General features: G+C 61.6%; 18 protein-coding genes and 1 riboswitch. Of the genes, 5 read left to right on the top strand and 13 right to left on the bottom strand.

Annotated features, from left to right (window positions below):
- Positions 1-22: 22 nt before the first annotated feature.
- Entirely contained in the window at positions 23-583 is a 561-nt protein-coding gene (locus JQ863_RS03155) for an NADPH-dependent FMN reductase (protein ID WP_204112875.1), read from the top strand.
- Here the strand turns inward: JQ863_RS03155 and JQ863_RS03150 are convergent.
- Positions 567-965 (bottom strand): VOC family protein, encoded by a 399-nt coding sequence (locus JQ863_RS03150; RefSeq protein WP_204112874.1) that lies wholly within the window; start codon positions 963-965, stop codon positions 567-569. The two genes, JQ863_RS03155 and JQ863_RS03150, sit on opposite strands and share 17 nt — an antisense overlap.
- A 42-nt stretch (positions 966-1,007) precedes the next feature.
- Between JQ863_RS03150 and JQ863_RS03145 the strand changes: the two genes are divergently transcribed.
- Entirely contained in the window at positions 1,008-1,811 is an 804-nt protein-coding gene (locus JQ863_RS03145; RefSeq protein ID WP_204112873.1) for an HTD2 family dehydratase, read from the top strand.
- A 54-nt stretch (positions 1,812-1,865) separates the two neighbouring features.
- On the opposite strand, the gene JQ863_RS03140 is transcribed toward JQ863_RS03145, so the two are convergent.
- The 3 genes from JQ863_RS03140 to JQ863_RS03130 all read right to left on the bottom strand — a co-directional run bounded on the left by JQ863_RS03140 (position 1,866) and on the right by JQ863_RS03130 (position 4,691).
- On the bottom strand, positions 1,866-2,633 hold the full coding sequence (locus JQ863_RS03140) for a FadR/GntR family transcriptional regulator (protein WP_204115038.1): 768 nt from the start codon (positions 2,631-2,633) through the stop codon (positions 1,866-1,868).
- 63 nt (positions 2,634-2,696) lie between these two features.
- On the bottom strand, positions 2,697-3,365 hold the full coding sequence (locus JQ863_RS03135) for a hypothetical protein (protein WP_204112872.1): 669 nt from the start codon (positions 3,363-3,365) through the stop codon (positions 2,697-2,699).
- 111 nt (positions 3,366-3,476) lie between these two features.
- Entirely contained in the window at positions 3,477-4,691 is a 1,215-nt protein-coding gene (locus tag JQ863_RS03130) for a TsoY family (seleno)protein (RefSeq protein ID WP_204112871.1), read from the bottom strand.
- 136 nt (positions 4,692-4,827) lie between these two features.
- Here JQ863_RS03130 and JQ863_RS03125 point away from each other — a divergent pair, with 136 nt between their 5' ends.
- Entirely contained in the window at positions 4,828-5,229 is a 402-nt protein-coding gene (locus tag JQ863_RS03125) for a hypothetical protein (protein ID WP_204112870.1), read from the top strand.
- Here JQ863_RS03125 and JQ863_RS03120 read toward each other — a convergent pair whose 3' ends face one another.
- Positions 5,230-5,685 (bottom strand): GNAT family N-acetyltransferase, encoded by a 456-nt coding sequence (locus JQ863_RS03120; protein ID WP_204112869.1) that lies wholly within the window; start codon positions 5,683-5,685, stop codon positions 5,230-5,232.
- 66 nt (positions 5,686-5,751) lie between these two features.
- Between JQ863_RS03120 and JQ863_RS03115 the strand changes: the two genes are divergently transcribed.
- A complete protein-coding gene (locus JQ863_RS03115; protein WP_204112868.1) occupies positions 5,752-6,117 on the top strand; it encodes a DUF1636 family protein in 366 nt (121 codons plus the stop codon).
- A 16-nt stretch (positions 6,118-6,133) separates the two neighbouring features.
- Here the strand turns inward: JQ863_RS03115 and JQ863_RS03110 are convergent, their stop codons facing one another.
- On the bottom strand, positions 6,134-6,820 hold the full coding sequence (locus JQ863_RS03110; RefSeq protein WP_204112867.1) for a CbtA family protein: 687 nt from the start codon (positions 6,818-6,820) through the stop codon (positions 6,134-6,136).
- Positions 6,821-6,839: 19 nt separating this feature from the next.
- Positions 6,840-7,010, bottom strand: a complete 171-nt coding sequence (locus JQ863_RS03105; protein ID WP_204112866.1) for a CbtB domain-containing protein — start codon at positions 7,008-7,010, stop codon at positions 6,840-6,842.
- Between the two features lie 38 nt (positions 7,011-7,048).
- Positions 7,049-7,268, bottom strand: a riboswitch (cobalamin riboswitch).
- A gap of 202 nt (positions 7,269-7,470) precedes the next feature.
- On the opposite strand from JQ863_RS03105, the gene smc reads away from it, so the two are divergent.
- A complete protein-coding gene (gene smc, locus JQ863_RS03100; RefSeq protein ID WP_204112865.1) occupies positions 7,471-10,926 on the top strand; it encodes a chromosome segregation protein SMC in 3,456 nt (1,151 codons plus the stop codon).
- An 8-nt stretch (positions 10,927-10,934) separates the two neighbouring features.
- Here smc and JQ863_RS03095 read toward each other — a convergent pair whose 3' ends face one another.
- From JQ863_RS03095 to JQ863_RS03070, 6 genes are all read right to left on the bottom strand, one after another.
- Complete coding sequence (locus JQ863_RS03095) at positions 10,935-11,714, bottom strand: type 1 glutamine amidotransferase (RefSeq protein ID WP_204112864.1); 780 nt, start codon at positions 11,712-11,714, stop codon at positions 10,935-10,937.
- A gap of 94 nt (positions 11,715-11,808) precedes the next feature.
- Positions 11,809-12,882 carry a phenylalanine--tRNA ligase subunit alpha gene (pheS, locus tag JQ863_RS03090; protein ID WP_204112863.1) on the bottom strand — a complete coding sequence of 358 codons (1,074 nt, stop codon included), beginning with the start codon at positions 12,880-12,882 and terminating at the stop codon, positions 11,809-11,811.
- An 88-nt stretch (positions 12,883-12,970) separates the two neighbouring features.
- Complete coding sequence (locus tag JQ863_RS03085; RefSeq protein ID WP_204112862.1) at positions 12,971-14,044, bottom strand: Hint domain-containing protein; 1,074 nt, start codon at positions 14,042-14,044, stop codon at positions 12,971-12,973.
- Between the two features lie 223 nt (positions 14,045-14,267).
- Entirely contained in the window at positions 14,268-14,633 is a 366-nt protein-coding gene (gene rplT / locus JQ863_RS03080) for a 50S ribosomal protein L20 (RefSeq protein WP_204112861.1), read from the bottom strand.
- A gap of 22 nt (positions 14,634-14,655) precedes the next feature.
- On the bottom strand, positions 14,656-14,856 hold the full coding sequence (gene rpmI, locus JQ863_RS03075) for a 50S ribosomal protein L35 (RefSeq protein ID WP_204112860.1): 201 nt from the start codon (positions 14,854-14,856) through the stop codon (positions 14,656-14,658).
- A 131-nt stretch (positions 14,857-14,987) separates the two neighbouring features.
- Positions 14,988-15,212, bottom strand: a complete 225-nt coding sequence (locus JQ863_RS03070; RefSeq protein WP_204112859.1) for a hypothetical protein — start codon at positions 15,210-15,212, stop codon at positions 14,988-14,990.
- Between the last annotated feature and the right edge of the window lie 4 nt (positions 15,213-15,216).

Here is a 15,216-nt window from a genome sequence, read left to right as displayed (position 1 = left end):
CACCCGTACCAAAGGTTTCCCCATGTCCCAACCCACGCTTCTAGGCCTTTCCGGGTCACTGCGCTCCAATGCCACCAACCGCCTGCTTCTGCGCGAAGCCGCACGGCTTTTCGGCCCCTGCGATTATGCAGAAGCTAACCTGGAATTGCCGCTTTACAATGGCGACGACGAGGACCGTGAAGGACGCCCGGACGCGGTCGAGCAACTGGTCGCCCAGATTGGCGCAGCCGATGCGGTGCTGATCTCGACTCCGGAATACAACGGCGGCATCTCTGGCGTGCTGAAAAACGCGCTCGACTGGATCAGCCGGTCGCCGGACAAAGTGTGGGAGGGGAAACCCGTGGCCGTAATGTCCGCCGCCGATGGCCGCAGCGGGGGCGCGCGGGCGCAGACCATGCTGCGCACCTGCCTCGTGCCATTTCGCCCACGTCTGGCGCTGGCGCCCGAGGTCATGCTGGCAGACAGCCGCAAACAATTCGACGAGAATGGCCAGTTGATTTCGGACCAATATCGGGCGTCGCTGCAACGGCTAGTCCACGCGTTGAAGGCTGATTTGGAACTGTCAGTCAGACAAGACGACTGATCTCGACCAGATTGCCATCCGGGTCTCGCAGATAGATCGACAGGATCGGGCCGGTCGCGCCTGTGCGCTTCACCGGGCCTTCGATCACCTCGACACCACACCGTGCCAAGTGCCGTCCCCAATCCTCAAGCGGAGTCGCGGTCAGGAGACACAGGTCCGCCGATCCGGGGGTGGGACGCGCCGCCTTGGGGTCAAATTCAGCGCCCGATTGATGCAGGTTGATCTTTTGCGCGCCGAAAGTCAGTGCCGTACGGATGCTGCCGTCCGCGGGTCGAAAGGTCTCAATGCCCATGCCCAAAACATCGCCATAGAACCGCGCCGTCACTTCGGTATCGGCCACGGTCAGAACCAAATGGTCAAGCGATGTGATCCGAGGCGTCATCCGTTCTTGTCCCTTCCGTTTTCCGATCCTAGCATCCTGCCCATGGACATTGCCGAAAACGACACCCAAGGTCAAAACGATCCGCTAGACCCATCGCGCGCCAACGCGCTTCTCACGGCGTTGGAAGCCGGGCACAGCCTTGCAACCGGGAACCCGCTGCCACCCTTCTTCCACCATCTCTATTTCTGGGATGTGCAGCCCCCTACCCGGCTGGGACGTGACGGGCACCCCCGAACAGGCGCGCTGATCCCGGACATGGGATTGCCGCGGCGAATGTGGGCCGGTGGCCGTCTGACATTTCATACCCCGCTGCAAGCCGGCATTCAGGCCGAAAAGCGGACCCGCCTTATCCGTGCAGAACACAAGACCGGACGCACAGGCCCACTTGGGTTCGTCACGCTGGAACACCGGTTGATCCAGAACGGCACCCTCTGCATCACCGAATGCCAAGACCTCGTCTATCGCGAGGACGCCGCAGCCGGTGGACCAAAACCGGTGCCACCCAACGCCCCTGACGCGTCCGAGGTCATGGCCACACGCGCCTTCGATACTACGCTTCTGTTTCGCTACTCGGCGCTGACCTTCAATGGTCACCGCATCCACTACGATCTCGACTATGCCCGCGACATCGAGGGGTATGCCGGGCTGGTCGTGCATGGTCCGTTACTGGCGCAGCTTCTGATGCTTCTGGCCGATGAGCGGTTGGGCGGATTGCGAAGCTTTCGCTTCCGTGCCACTGCACCCTTGATGCATTTCGAAAAGGCCGAGTTCTGCCGCGCGCAGGACGGCACGCTGTTCGTGCGCGGCCCCGACAACCGGCTGTGCATGACGGCAGAGGCCATCTGAGCTTCTTTCTTGCCAAAATACTCAATCGCCGCGCCGTAGGCGCGGCCCCGAACCCTAGCGGCTTTGCTCGTGTTCGAAGCGCTGGCGCGCGACGACTTCGTTTTTCTGGGCCTTGAGATAGTCGTTCAACGACGTTTCGACATAGGTCAGATGTGTTTCGACCGCAGACCGCGCGCCCGACGCGTCGCGCGCCTGCAACGCCGCGTTGATCGCTCGGTGTTGTTCCAGAAGGTCACTGCGGGTGGTGCGCTGTTTGAACATGATCGAGCGGTTGTAGAATACACCCTCGCGCAGAAGCTGGTACATCGAGCGCATCATGTGCAGCATGATCACATTGTGGCTGGCTTCGATGATAGCCAGGTGAAAATCCGCATCCAGCCGCGCCTCGTCCGCCGGGTTCCTTTTTGGGTGGGCGGCTTCCATCTTGTCAAACACCGCCTGGATCACTTTCAAATCGGTATCGGACGCCAGCCGCGCGGCACGTTCGGCAGCAAGCCCCTCCATGTCGCGGCGGAATGAGATATAGTCGAATACCGCCTCGTCATGGGCGGCAAACAACCGGGTCAGCGCGGGTGAAAACGCGCCACCCAGCACGTCGGCAACAAAAATCCCGGCCCCCACACGTGCAGTCAACAATCCGCGATCCTGCAGGTCGGCGATAGCCTCGCGCAGCGACGGGCGCGACACACCCAGACGATCCGACAGCTCTCGTTCCGATGGCAGCCTTTCCCCCGGTCGCAGAATACCGCGCAGGATCAGAAGTTCGATCTGACGAATAACCGAGGTGGAGAGCTTCTCGGGCTGGACCTTTTGAAACGGCATCATTTCCTCGCGGGGCAATTGGTCAACTCATTTGACCACGCGCGTCGCAACAGGGCAAGGCCGTCAGTCGTGCCAGGCCGGGACAGTCTGGCGCAGGCGATCCAGATCATAGATCCGCACTCCGACGCGGGTCATGGCAAATCCGTCGCACTGCGCCGTGTCCGTAACACGGGCCGAGACCAGATCGAATGCCTCGGCGTCTGCATATGCTTTGTATGCGCGGTCCAGCGCCGCCACGCCTGTCCTGGCCTGTTCGGGGGTGTCTTTTGGTGGATCAAGCTGGATTACCGCATCCGACGCATGCACGACCAGAACCTGCCCAGGATCGCCGGACGGATCATACGGCAGCACCAGAAGCGGCAGGCACCGGGCCGGCGCGAAGGCGTGGCTGTCGTCGGCCCGTGTCGCAGTCGCGAAAAAGTCGCCACATTGCGGTACGCCGCCTGCGGGCCATTTGCCTTCGGTGGTCGTACCGGTGATCTCTGTCGGGCGCGTGGTCTTGATGCAGGGCGCATCCCAGGTGCGCCTATGTTCCCCGTCGGCATCCGCCACGACCGTTGACGGATAGCTGATCATTGTCGGGTAGGTCAGCATGCGCACGGCATTCACGTTATACTCGATTTCGGATTTCTGGTCGGCGAAACGATTGAGCAGCAAGACAAACCCGATCATTCCGATCATCAGCGCCACGGCGCAGGCCAGCATTGCAATCCCGATGGATTTTCCCGACATGGTGTTCCTCCGTCATTACTCTCGGGATACCCGCGGCGCCGACCCGAGGCAAGAACGCAAAAAGGGCGCCCCGACAGGGACACCCTTGATGGTGCCAAACGAGAAGGAGGGCTACTCGGCAGGCACACTTGTCGGCTGCACGCGGCGCGGGAAGTGCTGCCGATTCAGACGCCAGACCAAGACGATCATGGCGAACTGGCTGATCAGGGCGATGGCGGTCAACGACCAGTAGGCAAGGCCGAATTTTTCAATAATTCCTGCACCCACCAATCCCTTGTTCACAAAGAAATGCACCATCACAGCGAAACCAACCCCGGGACAGACAAGCGCGTAGGATCCGGGCGAGGTCTTCTGACCAAAGACGAAGTCGACGAAGTACCCCTGGCGACGCAAGACCAGCACCCCCAGCATCAGGAACAACACCTGAACTGCGATCAGCCGGGCCAGCAGAACCAAGGTTTCGCCTGCGCTGGCGTGGGTCTCAAAAGTAGTGTGCAACCCGTGATTCTGACGCAGAAACATGATCCCCAGAACTGTCATCAGCGGGACGACGATCATCAGTGTAGGGGCGGCTTCTTTCGCGGTGCCGTGATGCAACATCGAGTTGACGGCCGTGAACAGCGCGAGCACCGAATAGAGGATCGCGGCGGTGCCCATGAAGGTGGACATAACAATCGACATGCCAACAGTGGTCGGGTTGGTCGACATTGCCGACGGTGCCGACATACCGACCGCCACCATTGCTAGTGCGAAGGCGGGCAGCATCTGGGCAAAACTGTTGTGCGCGGTCACGTCAAATATGCCCCCCTTTGCCAGAACTCTACCAAGGAACTGACCGATCAGGCGGAACGCGATCACCGCGATTGCAGCAAAGGCGATCAGCGCGGCGGGGAACAGGAATTCGGCCACCGACCAGAGGCCGGGAACGAATACCAATCCGACGATAAACAGCGCGTTCACGGTCATGGCAAGCGCCAGAGGCATCGCCAGAAGCGTGGATTCGGCGTTCGTGGCGCGCAACTTGGAATAGCCCTCGGTCTTGTGAAAAGCGGACAACGCCGAAAGGTTCCAAATCAACGATTTGACGTTCAGGATCGCAAAGGCTGCGATGCCCAGAACGGCAATCGCGATGGCAGCTTGCAGGGGAAAGTCCCCGGTCGCAAATGCGGTCGAGATGTCCTCGAATGTCGGGACGGGTTTGCCTTTATGCGGCACCCAGAACATCAGGTACATGAAGAAGGTGACGGCTAGGCCACCAGCGCCAAGCGAGGCCAGGAAATATGTCGGTACGTAATTGTCCGAGGGACGGTTTGGGGATTGGGTCATGATTCGACTCCTTCACATTCCAGTTTAAGAATATTAATATATGCAAAATTCGGAATGTAAACTGCGGCATTTGCACCCCGGGTTTGTGAAACCCGCGGAAAGGGTTTGTTAACCATGCCAGGGACAGGATGCCGGAATGAGATTCTGGACTCTTTTGCTGATCCTTTCCGTTGCCGGCTGCAACACACCCAGCCGACATTTCCGCGATGTCGAAGTCACGCGCATCGCGGTCGATGGCAGCACATTCGACATTCGTCACAAAGGTCGGCTGGCCGAAGCGATACGCATCAACCCGGAATACGCCCCCCGCCTTGGCCCCATTGCGCGGCGGGCCGAGATCGCGATGGAGATCACCACCGGTTGCCCGGTCAAGGAAATCCGTGGCGATCAGGCTGTGATCATCGGTATCCTGAACTGCGGTGGTAAACCGGGTATCGCGCGGGTGGCGCGAATTGAGACGATCGAAATCGAATGCGAGGTGGTCGACGTCTGGACCCCGGCAGGCGGCGACACGACATGGCGCACGTCCGAATGCTAACTACACGACCCGCGTCATAAAGATCGAGGCCGGGCTATCCTCATACTCGCCAAAGGGCCCGCACTGTACAAACCCGTGGCGGGCATAGACCTTGTGGGCAGCAAACAACGTGTCACCTGTCTCGAGTTTGACCGCGGGCAGGGCCTGCGCACGCGCCTCGGCAATCAGCCGTTTCATCAGCAGATCTGCGATCCCGGTGCCCCGCGCTTCGGGCGTGATAAACATCGATTTCACTTCGCCATAGTCCCCTTGGTTCGCCAACGCGACACATCCCAGAAGCGCACCGTCATCCTCGGCCACGAAGAAACGGATATTAGAGGCGCAGAGGGCGTCGATGGACAAGAAGTGGTTGTCCTCGGGAGAAAACAGCGACTGCATCAGGGCATGACTGGCCTGCAACAACGCAGTGGCCTGTGGATCACGGGGATCACCGGGGCGAATGACTATGTTGGACATGGGGAAAGCCTGTGAAACCTCTTGCACCTTGTCTGACATCGGAAACTGCCCTAGTCCAGCGGGACCATGACCGATACCGTAATCATCTGCGAAACCTGCCGCACCCCAAGCGGCGATGCCCAAGGATTGGGCTTTGCCAAGGCCCTGCGCGCCGCGCTGGATGCGCAGGGGCGGCGTGACATCGCGGTCGAGACTGTGGCCTGCCTGAATATCTGTGATGAACCGGTGTCGCTCGCGCTAAGGGGCGACGGCAAGGAAACCTATCTTTTCGCTGGCGTTGACCCGTCCGCCGATCTTGACGACGCCGTTGCGCTGGCCGGATTGTTTGCCGAGGCAGACAGCGGCGTCATCACCGACGCCCGTGCCGCCGGGCGGTTGCGGTTCTGCCTCAGGGGGCGCGTGCCGCAAAGGGGAACGCCCGTCACATCGTAACGGGCGTTCGATCTTTTCAGGCGTTGTCGCCGCGTGTCAGGAAATAGGCCACGGCCCACCCCAGCAGCGTCCATCCAGCCGCGGCAGTACCAAGGCTGACCGTGGCGAACTCAGCCGACAGTTCCGGCGGCGCGATGCCGTAATAGGTGTCCAGATGCGGCGCGCCAATCAAATGCGGCAATAGGATCAGTACTGCCCCGACCACAGGCGCAAGCCCGCGTGAGAAGGCGATCAGCCACAGACCTACAACCGTGGCGATGATCGTGCCCGTCCACCAGGCCTGACGCGGCCCGATCTCGGCGGCGATGGTCCCCGGCAGTTCCGGCGGCAGCCCAACGGCAGGCGCCATTTGCACGGCAAGGAAGCCACACAGCCCCCAGATCAGCCCGGCCCGTGCCGAAATCTCGGCGCCATGAAACTGTCGGGCGATCATCATCGCCGCCGCCAGGATCAGTCCGTACCCCGTATAGGTGACCAGGTTGAAGGCGATCGTCATCAGGTGACGGCCCCAGTCGGTCCCCAGTCCCGGTGCGCCCTTCTCGGACATGGTGGTCCCATCGACGACGAAATGCACCCGCGCGCCGGTTTCATATAGCTCGCCTTCCAACAGCATTGGAATGACAAACACGAATTGCAGCAAGGCCGCCAACAGCCCTGCCACAACGCCAGCGAACACCGCGCTGGACAGCAGATTTTTGGTCATGTCATTGACGCGGCAACGCTTAGTGGCAGGGGAATGCCATTGCGTGGCGTTGGTCATGCGCCGCATCATGCAGAACGGTGGCCTGCGCCATGCCGGACACGGCCAGCAGCGCCACACCCAGGGTCAGGGCCAGAACTGCGGCACCCAGTCCGGTGCGGGCGGAAGCAAGAGTTTGCGTATTCGTCATCATTTGTTTGTCTCCTCGTCCCGTCACACCCGACGGGTATTTGGTTTCTCGTTCACATGGCCGGTCTCCTGGCTCGCGGGTCATTGCGCTACGTTCCCTTCCCGGGTTTCCCCAGTGGCGTTGAACGCACGCTCGCCGCTTACAGTCGCGGGGGCGGCTGTGGCTTTGGGCAGGTGCCCGTCCCACATTCCCATTTCATCCCCGATCCGCATTGCGCCCAAGCTGCGCGGAGGCGGGAAAACCATGTATTCCCTCTTTGGACGTCCAATGGCCCTGCGGTCAAGTGTGATTCCGACCTGTTCTAGCGTGGTTGCGGCTTTGTCACGCGGCCCAATTCCAGCGCGCCGAACCAATATCTTGTGGATAAACCCGCCAGATTCGCCATATCCGGTAGAAGAACATTGACTCGAAGGCCCACCGCTCTGCACATTTCCTGAACCCAAGGAATCAACGGGACAGCCATTTGCGCTTTTCGAAACTCAGACTCAACGGCTTCAAAAGCTTCGTCGACCCAACCGACCTGATCATCGCTGATGGTCTGACCGGTGTTGTCGGACCAAACGGCTGCGGCAAGTCGAACCTGCTTGAGGCGCTGCGCTGGGTCATGGGCGAAAACCGACCCACCGCGATGCGCGGCGGTGGCATGGAGGACGTGATCTTTGCCGGTGCCGCCACCCGGCCCGCGCGCAACTTTGCTGAAGTCTCGTTGCATCTCGACAATTCGGAACGGCTTGCGCCCGCCGGGTTCAACGATGAAGACCACCTTGAAATCATCCGCCGGATCACCCGCGACGTGGGTTCGGCCTACAAGGTGAACACCAAGGACGTGCGCGCACGCGACGTACAGATGCTGTTCGCCGATGCCTCGACCGGCGCGCATTCACCTGCGCTTGTGCGGCAGGGGCAGATTTCGGAACTGATCAACGCCAAGCCCAAGAACCGCCGCCGGATTCTGGAAGAAGCGGCCGGGATTTCGGGGCTTTACCAACGCCGCCACGAAGCGGAACTGAAGCTGAAAGGCGCCGAGACCAACCTCACCCGTGTCGATGACGTGATCGAACAGTTGGCCGGACAACTGGCGCAATTGGCGCGGCAGGCTCGGCAGGCGGCGCGGTATCGCGCCATCGGTGAGGAACTGCGCCAGGCCGAAGGGCTGTTGCTGTATCGCCGCTGGAAAGAAGCAGATGAGGCACGCGCCAAGGCCGAAGACGAGCTGCGTGAGCGCACCACCGCTGCGGCCCAGGCCGAAACCGCCGCGCGGCAGGCCGCCAAGTTGCGCCAGCAGAAAGACGAGGCGCTACCGCCCCTTCGCGAGGAAGAAGCGATTGCCGCAGCCGTTCTGCAGCGGCTTCAGGTCCAGCGCGACACGTTGAACGATCAAGAGGCGCACGCCCGCCAGATCATCGAGACCCTGACCAACCGTATCGCGCAGCTGACCAAGGACATGGAGCGCGAATCGGGCCTGAACAAGGACGCTGGTGAAACCATCGAGCGGCTGGAATGGGAAGCGCGCGAACTGGCCAAGGCTGGCGAAGGCCACGGTGACAAGCTTGAAAAAGCAGCCGAGGACGCACGGCAGGCCGCCGCCATCCTTCAGGAACGAGAATCGGACCTTGCCCAGTTGACCGAGGATGTGGCGCGGCTCGCGGCGCGTCACCAGTCAGCGCACCGGCTGCTGGACGACAGCCGCAAGACGCTGGCCACAAGCGAGACCGAGGCGTCGAAGGCGCGCGAGGCGGTTACCGTGTCAGAAGGGCAACTGGCCAAGGCATCGGAAGAATTCGCTGCCTCTGGCGAGGCGGTCGAAGCCGCGACGCAGGCCGCGGTGGACGCCGAAAACCGCCTGACCCAGGCCGAAACGGACCGCGCCGAAACCCAATCACGTGAGGCCGACGCCCGTGCCGAGCGCTCCGAGGCCGAGGGAGAATTGAACGCGCTGCGGGCAGAGGTCACGGCGCTGGCCAAGCTGTTGGAACGCGACACGGCAGAGGGTGGCCAGATCCTCGACCGGTTGCAGGTACAGCAAGGGTTCGAAAAGGCGCTTGGCGCGGCACTGGCGGATGATCTGCGGGCCCCCGAGGTGGACGAGGACGGGCCGTCCGGCTGGCAGGTTCTGCCCGCCTATGACCAGGACCAGCCCCTGCCCGAAGGCATTACCGCGCTGTCCCAGCATGTCTCGGTGCCAGAAGTGCTTGAGCGACGCATGGGACAGATCGGCCTGATCTCGCCCGAGGATGCGCAGCGGCTGCAACCTTTGCTGAAACCCGGCCAGCGGTTGGTATCGGTTGAAGGTGACCTGTGGCGTTGGGACGGCTATCGCGCCTGGGCCGAGGACGCGCCGTCGGCTGCGGCCCTACGGCTGCAACAACTGAACCGGCTTGAGGAACTCAAGCAGGACATGGCGCGCGCGACGGCCCGGGCAGACGGAGCGTTGCAGGCGCACGAAGCCTTGCAGACCAAGCTGGCCGATCTAACCCGCGCCGACCGCGAAGCACGAGATGCCCGCCGTGACGCCGACCGCGCCGTAGCTGATGCCAACCGAATGATGTCGCGTGCCGAAGCCGACCGGAATCTTGCCGAGGGCCGGCTGGAATCGCTGCGCCTTGCCGTCGCCCGTCACGAGGAAGAAGCCCTTGCCGCGCGCGAACAGGTGAAGGATGCCGAGCGCGCCGTAGCTGACCTTGGCGACCTCGATGCCGCCCGCGCCGGGGTCGAGGACGTCAAGATGACGGTCGAGGCTGCACGAATCACGATGATGTCCAAACGCTCGGCTCACGACGAATTGCGCCGCGAAGGGGAGGCCCGCCTGCGCCGCAGCCAGGAGGTGACCAAAGAGATCTCGGGCTGGAAACACCGGCTGGAAACAGCGGGAAAGCGCATCGCGGAACTGGCCGAACGCAAGACGACGTCCGAAGCGGAACTGAAAGAAGCCAGCGCCGCGCCTGACGAGATCGCGGCGAAGCGCGCCGAGCTGGGCGATGCAATTGACAAGGCCGAAGCGCGGCGCAAAGGGGCCGCAGATGTGCTGGCCGAAGCCGAGACCGCCCTACGCAGCGCCGAACAAGCCGAGCGCGACGCCGAGCGCGCGGCATCGGAAGCCCGCGAAGCCCGCGCCCGTTCCGAAGCCCGCGCCGACGCTGCGCGCGAAACTGTGACCTATGCCGCGGAACGGATTGAGGAAGAACAGGAAACCACGCCGCAAAAACTGTTGGAGCGGCTGCAGGTCGACCCGGACAAGATGCCTGACAGCCATGCCATAGAAGGCGACGTGAACCGGCTGAAGCGTCAACGCGACGCGCTGGGTGCGGTGAACCTGCGGGCGGAAGAGGATTCGAAGGAAGTCGAAGAGGAACATGCCACGCTGGTCAGCGAAAAGGCGGATCTGGAAGAGGCGATCCGCACCCTGCGCAATGGCATCAACAGCTTGAACCGCGAAGGGCGCGAACGACTGCTGACCGCGTTTGAACAGGTGAACAGCAACTTCTCGCTCCTGTTCAAGCACTTGTTTGGCGGCGGTGAGGCGAACCTTGTTCTGGTCGAAAGCGACGACCCTCTCGAAGCCGGGCTGGAAATCATGTGCCAGCCGCCGGGCAAGAAACTCGCCACGTTGTCATTGTTGTCAGGCGGCGAACAGACCTTGACGGCGCTGGCGCTGATCTTTGCCGTGTTCCTGGCAAACCCCGCCCCGATCTGTGTTCTGGACGAGGTCGACGCACCGCTGGACGACGCAAACGTAACCCGCTTTTGCGACCTTCTGGACGAGATGTGCCGCCGCACCGAAACCCGTTTCCTGATCATCACCCACCACGCCGTCACAATGGCGCGCATGGATCGGTTGTTCGGGGTCACGATGGCGGAGCAGGGTGTCAGCCAGCTTGTGTCAGTGGATCTGAAGGCGGCAGAGACGATGGTCGCCTGACCGGATCGTCAAGCCTTGCGCGCCTCGACATGGCGTAGCCAGTTGGCGATCTCGACTGCGCGGAATGGCAGTCTCATCATGTCGGGGGTCGCCCCAAGACCGCCTGCCGCCCCCAAATCCGTTTCGCAGCCTTCCAGTGCTGTCGCCAATGGCTCGCCGCCCAATGCCGCAGGCTTGTTGCGCACCATCTGCGCTACGAAATCGGGTGAAAACTCGGGGTGGTATTGCGCGCCCCAGAAATCCACGCCACCCGTTTCATAAGCTATCGCCTGAACGGGAGAGTGATCGTTTCCGGCCAGCAGTACCGCTCCCTTGGGCAGGCGCTGGACCTCGTCCCTGTGGATGCAGGGCACGGCAAACCCCTGGACGCGCCCGGCCATCGCCGGATGAATCGCGCCTACTTCGGTCAGGGTTATGCCGCGCGCCAGACCGATTTCAATCCCGTTGGGTGACGCGCCCACGGCCCCACCAAGGACAACCGCCGCCAGTTGCATGCCGTTGCAAGACCCCCAGACAGGTTTGCCGGTGGCAAAGACCTGCTCCATCGCGTCTCGCTGTGGCGCGGCCTCGGGCGCATCGGTGGCCCAGTCGACCCCCGAGCCGGTAAAGATCACCCCGTCGGCATGGGCCAGTTGGTCCTCTGTCACAGCATGCGCATAAGGCGCGGCAATCGTCACGGTCACCGTAGGGTCCAGCGCCAGAATGGTAGACACGAAGGGCTCCGCATCGGATTTCCCCGCTGCCAGCATGTCAGGCGAATTGCCTTCGAGAATCAGGATCTGGGTCATGTCGCCCCCTTTTTTACGATCAGCCTAAACGACATCGCGGACGGGAATGGCCCGTCCGCGACATGATTTCGACATTTGCGCCGGGGCGCAGGAATCAGCGGCTGAGCCCGCCGTGCAGCGTAGGTGTGTCCAGAGACGCAAACCCATAATGGCGCAGCCAGCGCAGGTCACTGTCAAAGAAAGCGCGCAAGTCAGGGATGCCGTATTTCAGCATGGCGATCCGGTCGATCCCCATACCAAAGGCAAAACCCTGCCAGGCGGCCGGATCAATGTTGCCAGCCATCAGCACCTTCGGATGCACCATGCCCGAGCCGAGGATTTCCAGCCAATCGTCGCCTTCGCCCACCTTCAGCTGACCGCCCTCCCAGGAACAACGGATATCGACTTCGGCCGAAGGCTCCGTGAACGGGAAGTGCGACGCTCGGAAGCGCAGCTCGACATCGTCAACTTCAAAAAACGCCTTCACGAACTCTTCCAGCACCCATTTCAGGTTGGCCATCGAGATGTCCTTGTCGATGGCAAGACCCTCGACCTGGTGGAACATCGGGGTGTGTGTCTGGTCGTAGTCGGCGCGATAGACACGGCCCGGACAGATCACCCGCAGGGGCGCGCCTGCAATTTCCATCGAGCGGATTTGAACGGGCGAAGTATGCGTGCGCAGCACGTGCGGCGGACGATTGTCGCCTTCCGCGCGGTGCATATAGAACGTGTCCATTTCGGCCCGGGCGGGGTGGTGGCCTGGAATGTTCAACGCATCGAAATTGTGCCAGTCGCTTTCGATCTGCGGGCCTTCCGCCACCGAGAAGCCCATGTCGGCAAAGATGGCTGCCACCTCTTCCGTGACCTGGCTGATCGGGTGGATCGAACCTTGGCGTCGGCCACGACCTGGCAGCGTCACATCCAACCATTCCGTGCGCAGACGTTCATCCAGCGCGGCATCGGCCAGCGCCGATTTCTTGGCCGCCAACGCCGAGTTGATTTCATCCTTCAGCGCGTTCAGCTTCGGCCCCATGACCTGCCGCTCTTCCGGCGTCATTTTGCCCAGTTCGCGCATCTTCAGCGCGACCTCGCCTTTCTTGCCAACGGCCTGCACGCGCAAATCCTCGAGCGCGGATTCGTCGGCGGCATTGGCGATCGCTTCGATGTATTTCTGACGCAGGTCGTCCATTGTCCTGGGCACCTTGATTGGGGTCGGTAAAATGTCCCAGACCTGCTATCCGTGCGCGCCGCTGATTGCAAGGCCGCTGGCAGCTGGATCAGGGGCAGACCGGTGCCAGCAGGGTTCCCGTACGTTGAATGGCCACCGGACGCGCGGTCTCACCCTTCCAGGTGCGCTTGTCCGCCAGTTCCGGGAATAGCGACACGAGTTCTTGCTGCGTGTCCGCTCCGAGACCGTTCAGGCCCTCATCACCAGGGAAGAAACTTTCCGAGGCGACCCCATCGCCGGTGACGACCTGGTGATCGTCGAACAAGAGATGCACATAGGTCACCAGCCGGCACGGGACCCGCTTGATCGAGCCGTCATTGATAAGCGCCTTGGCCGGCACGAGCATTTGCGGTTCACCAAACAGCAGTTCCGCCCGCCACCCTTGCACAAGGATGCGATGCTGCGGCGAGACAAAATGATCGCGCCGCGCCCCGAATACCCCTTCTGCAATGCGCACGGGTGCATGGATATCGCGCCCATCCACAGTCCTGCGCCCAGTCCAACGCAGTGGCATGGGGCCATTGTCCAGCGTCGAGACCAGATCGCCGGGCTTCAGAGACTCGATCGGGCGCGGGCCGTCCGGCGTGTCAATCAACGTGCCCACAACGAAACAGGCCAGCCCGGTGTCCCCGGCAGAGACCGAGTCATAGGTCAGTGTATCAGGGTTCGGCTGGTTCCATTGCAGAGTAGTCGTGGTGGAGTTGGGGCCAACAAGAACGGGTACGTTTTCCGAAACCGCGCCGGCCGCCGCCCCATCAATCGCTACGATGTTGCGGGTGCCGCCGCCGATGTCATAAAAATCGATCACCGTCGAGGTTTCGGTATTTGTCAGCGCATAGGCTTCGTAATTGTTCGCCCCGCCGCCATCGGGATCGGTCAGAAGGATCGGAAAATCATCGGCCGAGATGACATAGACCATCTCACCGTTGTCGGGGTCAGCCGAAACCTGCACGGCTGGGTGATCAAGCGGGATCTCGATCCCGACAGACCCGTCGGCCTGATAGAAGGAAACGATAAAACCTGCCGGGTCCTCTCCCGCGCCCAGAGCCACTTCAAGGAATTCACTTACACCCGAAGTGGCTGCATAGGCATTTGAATAATGAAGCTCGCTAATTCGTGCCATTACGCGCCTGTCTCAACCATTTACGCGCCCATTCTTACCGCTGGGCTGTTATGAATATGACAACGGACTTTTGTTTTTTAACGGAGAATTTTGGGCGAATTTTGGCAATTCCCGTGACAGGGGCCGCCCGGATCACCCGTTCTGGCCGGTGACGGGATCGACGCGCCAAAGAAAAACCCCGCGCCCAGCGGCACGGGGTTCGATGTTGTCACTGGTACCCGGGTTATGCGGGCAGCGCGCCTTTGGCTTGATCAACGATCGCGTTGAACGCTTCCGGCTCATGCACGGCGAGATCCGCCAGAACCTTGCGGTCCACTTCGATCCCGGCCAGGGCCAGACCGTTGATGAAGCGCGAATAGGTCAGCGATTCGTCGTGCGCACGGACAGCGGCGTTGATGCGCTGGATCCACAGGGCGCGGAAGTTCCGCTTGCGCTGCTTGCGGTCGCGGGTTGCGTACTGGTTCGCCTTGTCGACGGCTTGGGTCGCAACGCGGAAGGTGTTCTTGCGGCGGCCATAGAAACCTTTGGCGGCCTTGATGACTTTCTTGTGACGGGCGTGGGTCGTGGTCCCACCTTTAACGCGGCTCATAATGCGTCCTCCTTAAGTGGGATTAACGGGCGTAGGGCATATAGCCCTTGACGATCTTTGCATCGGCTTCCGACAGTGTCGTGGTGCCGCGTGCATCGCGGATGAATTTGTTGGTCCGCTTGATCATGCCGTGACGCTTACCGGCTTGGCCGGCTTTCACCTTGCCGCTGGCCGTCATCTTGAAGCGCTTTTTGGCGCTCGACTTGGTCTTCATCTTGGGCATTTCCGTCTCCTTTATTCGGGTCGGTATTTCACGCGACTCGGCATGCCTCTTGGCCGGTCGCGCACACAGAGGCGCCGTATACGGCCCATCCCCCAACTTCGCAAGAGGTTTCTGCCCCAAAAAAACCAGCGTTACTTGATGATATCGGCAATGACCTGCACGACGACATTGGGAACGTCGGCCGCATCGTAACCGCCGGGATGCTGGCTGTAGGCAAAAGCCATGGTTGCGCAGGACAGGATAAACGCCGCCATGGATGCCCGCGGGGGGCGGTTGTCGGAATAGGCCGACACCATCGCGGGGATCGAAAACAACCCCACCAGCAACCCAATTGTCAGCAAGTAGTCTGACAGCATCCAG

Origin of the sequence: Shimia biformata (genome assembly GCF_016888515.1) — a bacterium.
In the GTDB taxonomy this organism is placed as follows: Bacteria; Pseudomonadota; Alphaproteobacteria; order Rhodobacterales; family Rhodobacteraceae; genus Shimia_A; species Shimia_A biformata.
This window is presented reverse-complemented; position numbering and strand designations above follow the sequence as displayed.

Coding starts and splice junctions, on each gene's coding strand:
- rpmI (WP_204112860.1), bottom strand. CDS start 14,856: ATGCCCAAGATGAAGACCAAGTCGAGCGCCAAAAAGCGCTTCAAGATG.
- JQ863_RS03070 (WP_204112859.1), bottom strand. CDS start 15,212: ATGCTGTCAGACTACTTGCTGACAATTGGGTTGCTGGTGGGGTTGTTT.
- JQ863_RS03140 (WP_204115038.1), bottom strand. CDS start 2,633: ATGCCGTTTCAAAAGGTCCAGCCCGAGAAGCTCTCCACCTCGGTTATT.
- JQ863_RS03085 (WP_204112862.1), bottom strand. CDS start 14,044: ATGGCACGAATTAGCGAGCTTCATTATTCAAATGCCTATGCAGCCACT.
- pheS (WP_204112863.1), bottom strand. CDS start 12,882: ATGGACGACCTGCGTCAGAAATACATCGAAGCGATCGCCAATGCCGCC.
- rplT (WP_204112861.1), bottom strand. CDS start 14,633: ATGAGCCGCGTTAAAGGTGGGACCACGACCCACGCCCGTCACAAGAAA.
- JQ863_RS03150 (WP_204112874.1), bottom strand. CDS start 965: ATGACGCCTCGGATCACATCGCTTGACCATTTGGTTCTGACCGTGGCC.
- JQ863_RS03125 (WP_204112870.1), top strand. CDS start 4,828: ATGAGATTCTGGACTCTTTTGCTGATCCTTTCCGTTGCCGGCTGCAAC.
- JQ863_RS03105 (WP_204112866.1), bottom strand. CDS start 7,010: ATGATGACGAATACGCAAACTCTTGCTTCCGCCCGCACCGGACTGGGT.
- JQ863_RS03095 (WP_204112864.1), bottom strand. CDS start 11,714: ATGACCCAGATCCTGATTCTCGAAGGCAATTCGCCTGACATGCTGGCA.
- JQ863_RS03130 (WP_204112871.1), bottom strand. CDS start 4,691: ATGACCCAATCCCCAAACCGTCCCTCGGACAATTACGTACCGACATAT.
- JQ863_RS03155 (WP_204112875.1), top strand. CDS start 23: ATGTCCCAACCCACGCTTCTAGGCCTTTCCGGGTCACTGCGCTCCAAT.
- JQ863_RS03120 (WP_204112869.1), bottom strand. CDS start 5,685: ATGTCCAACATAGTCATTCGCCCCGGTGATCCCCGTGATCCACAGGCC.
- JQ863_RS03135 (WP_204112872.1), bottom strand. CDS start 3,365: ATGTCGGGAAAATCCATCGGGATTGCAATGCTGGCCTGCGCCGTGGCG.
- JQ863_RS03110 (WP_204112867.1), bottom strand. CDS start 6,820: ATGACCAAAAATCTGCTGTCCAGCGCGGTGTTCGCTGGCGTTGTGGCA.
- JQ863_RS03145 (WP_204112873.1), top strand. CDS start 1,008: ATGGACATTGCCGAAAACGACACCCAAGGTCAAAACGATCCGCTAGAC.
- JQ863_RS03115 (WP_204112868.1), top strand. CDS start 5,752: ATGACCGATACCGTAATCATCTGCGAAACCTGCCGCACCCCAAGCGGC.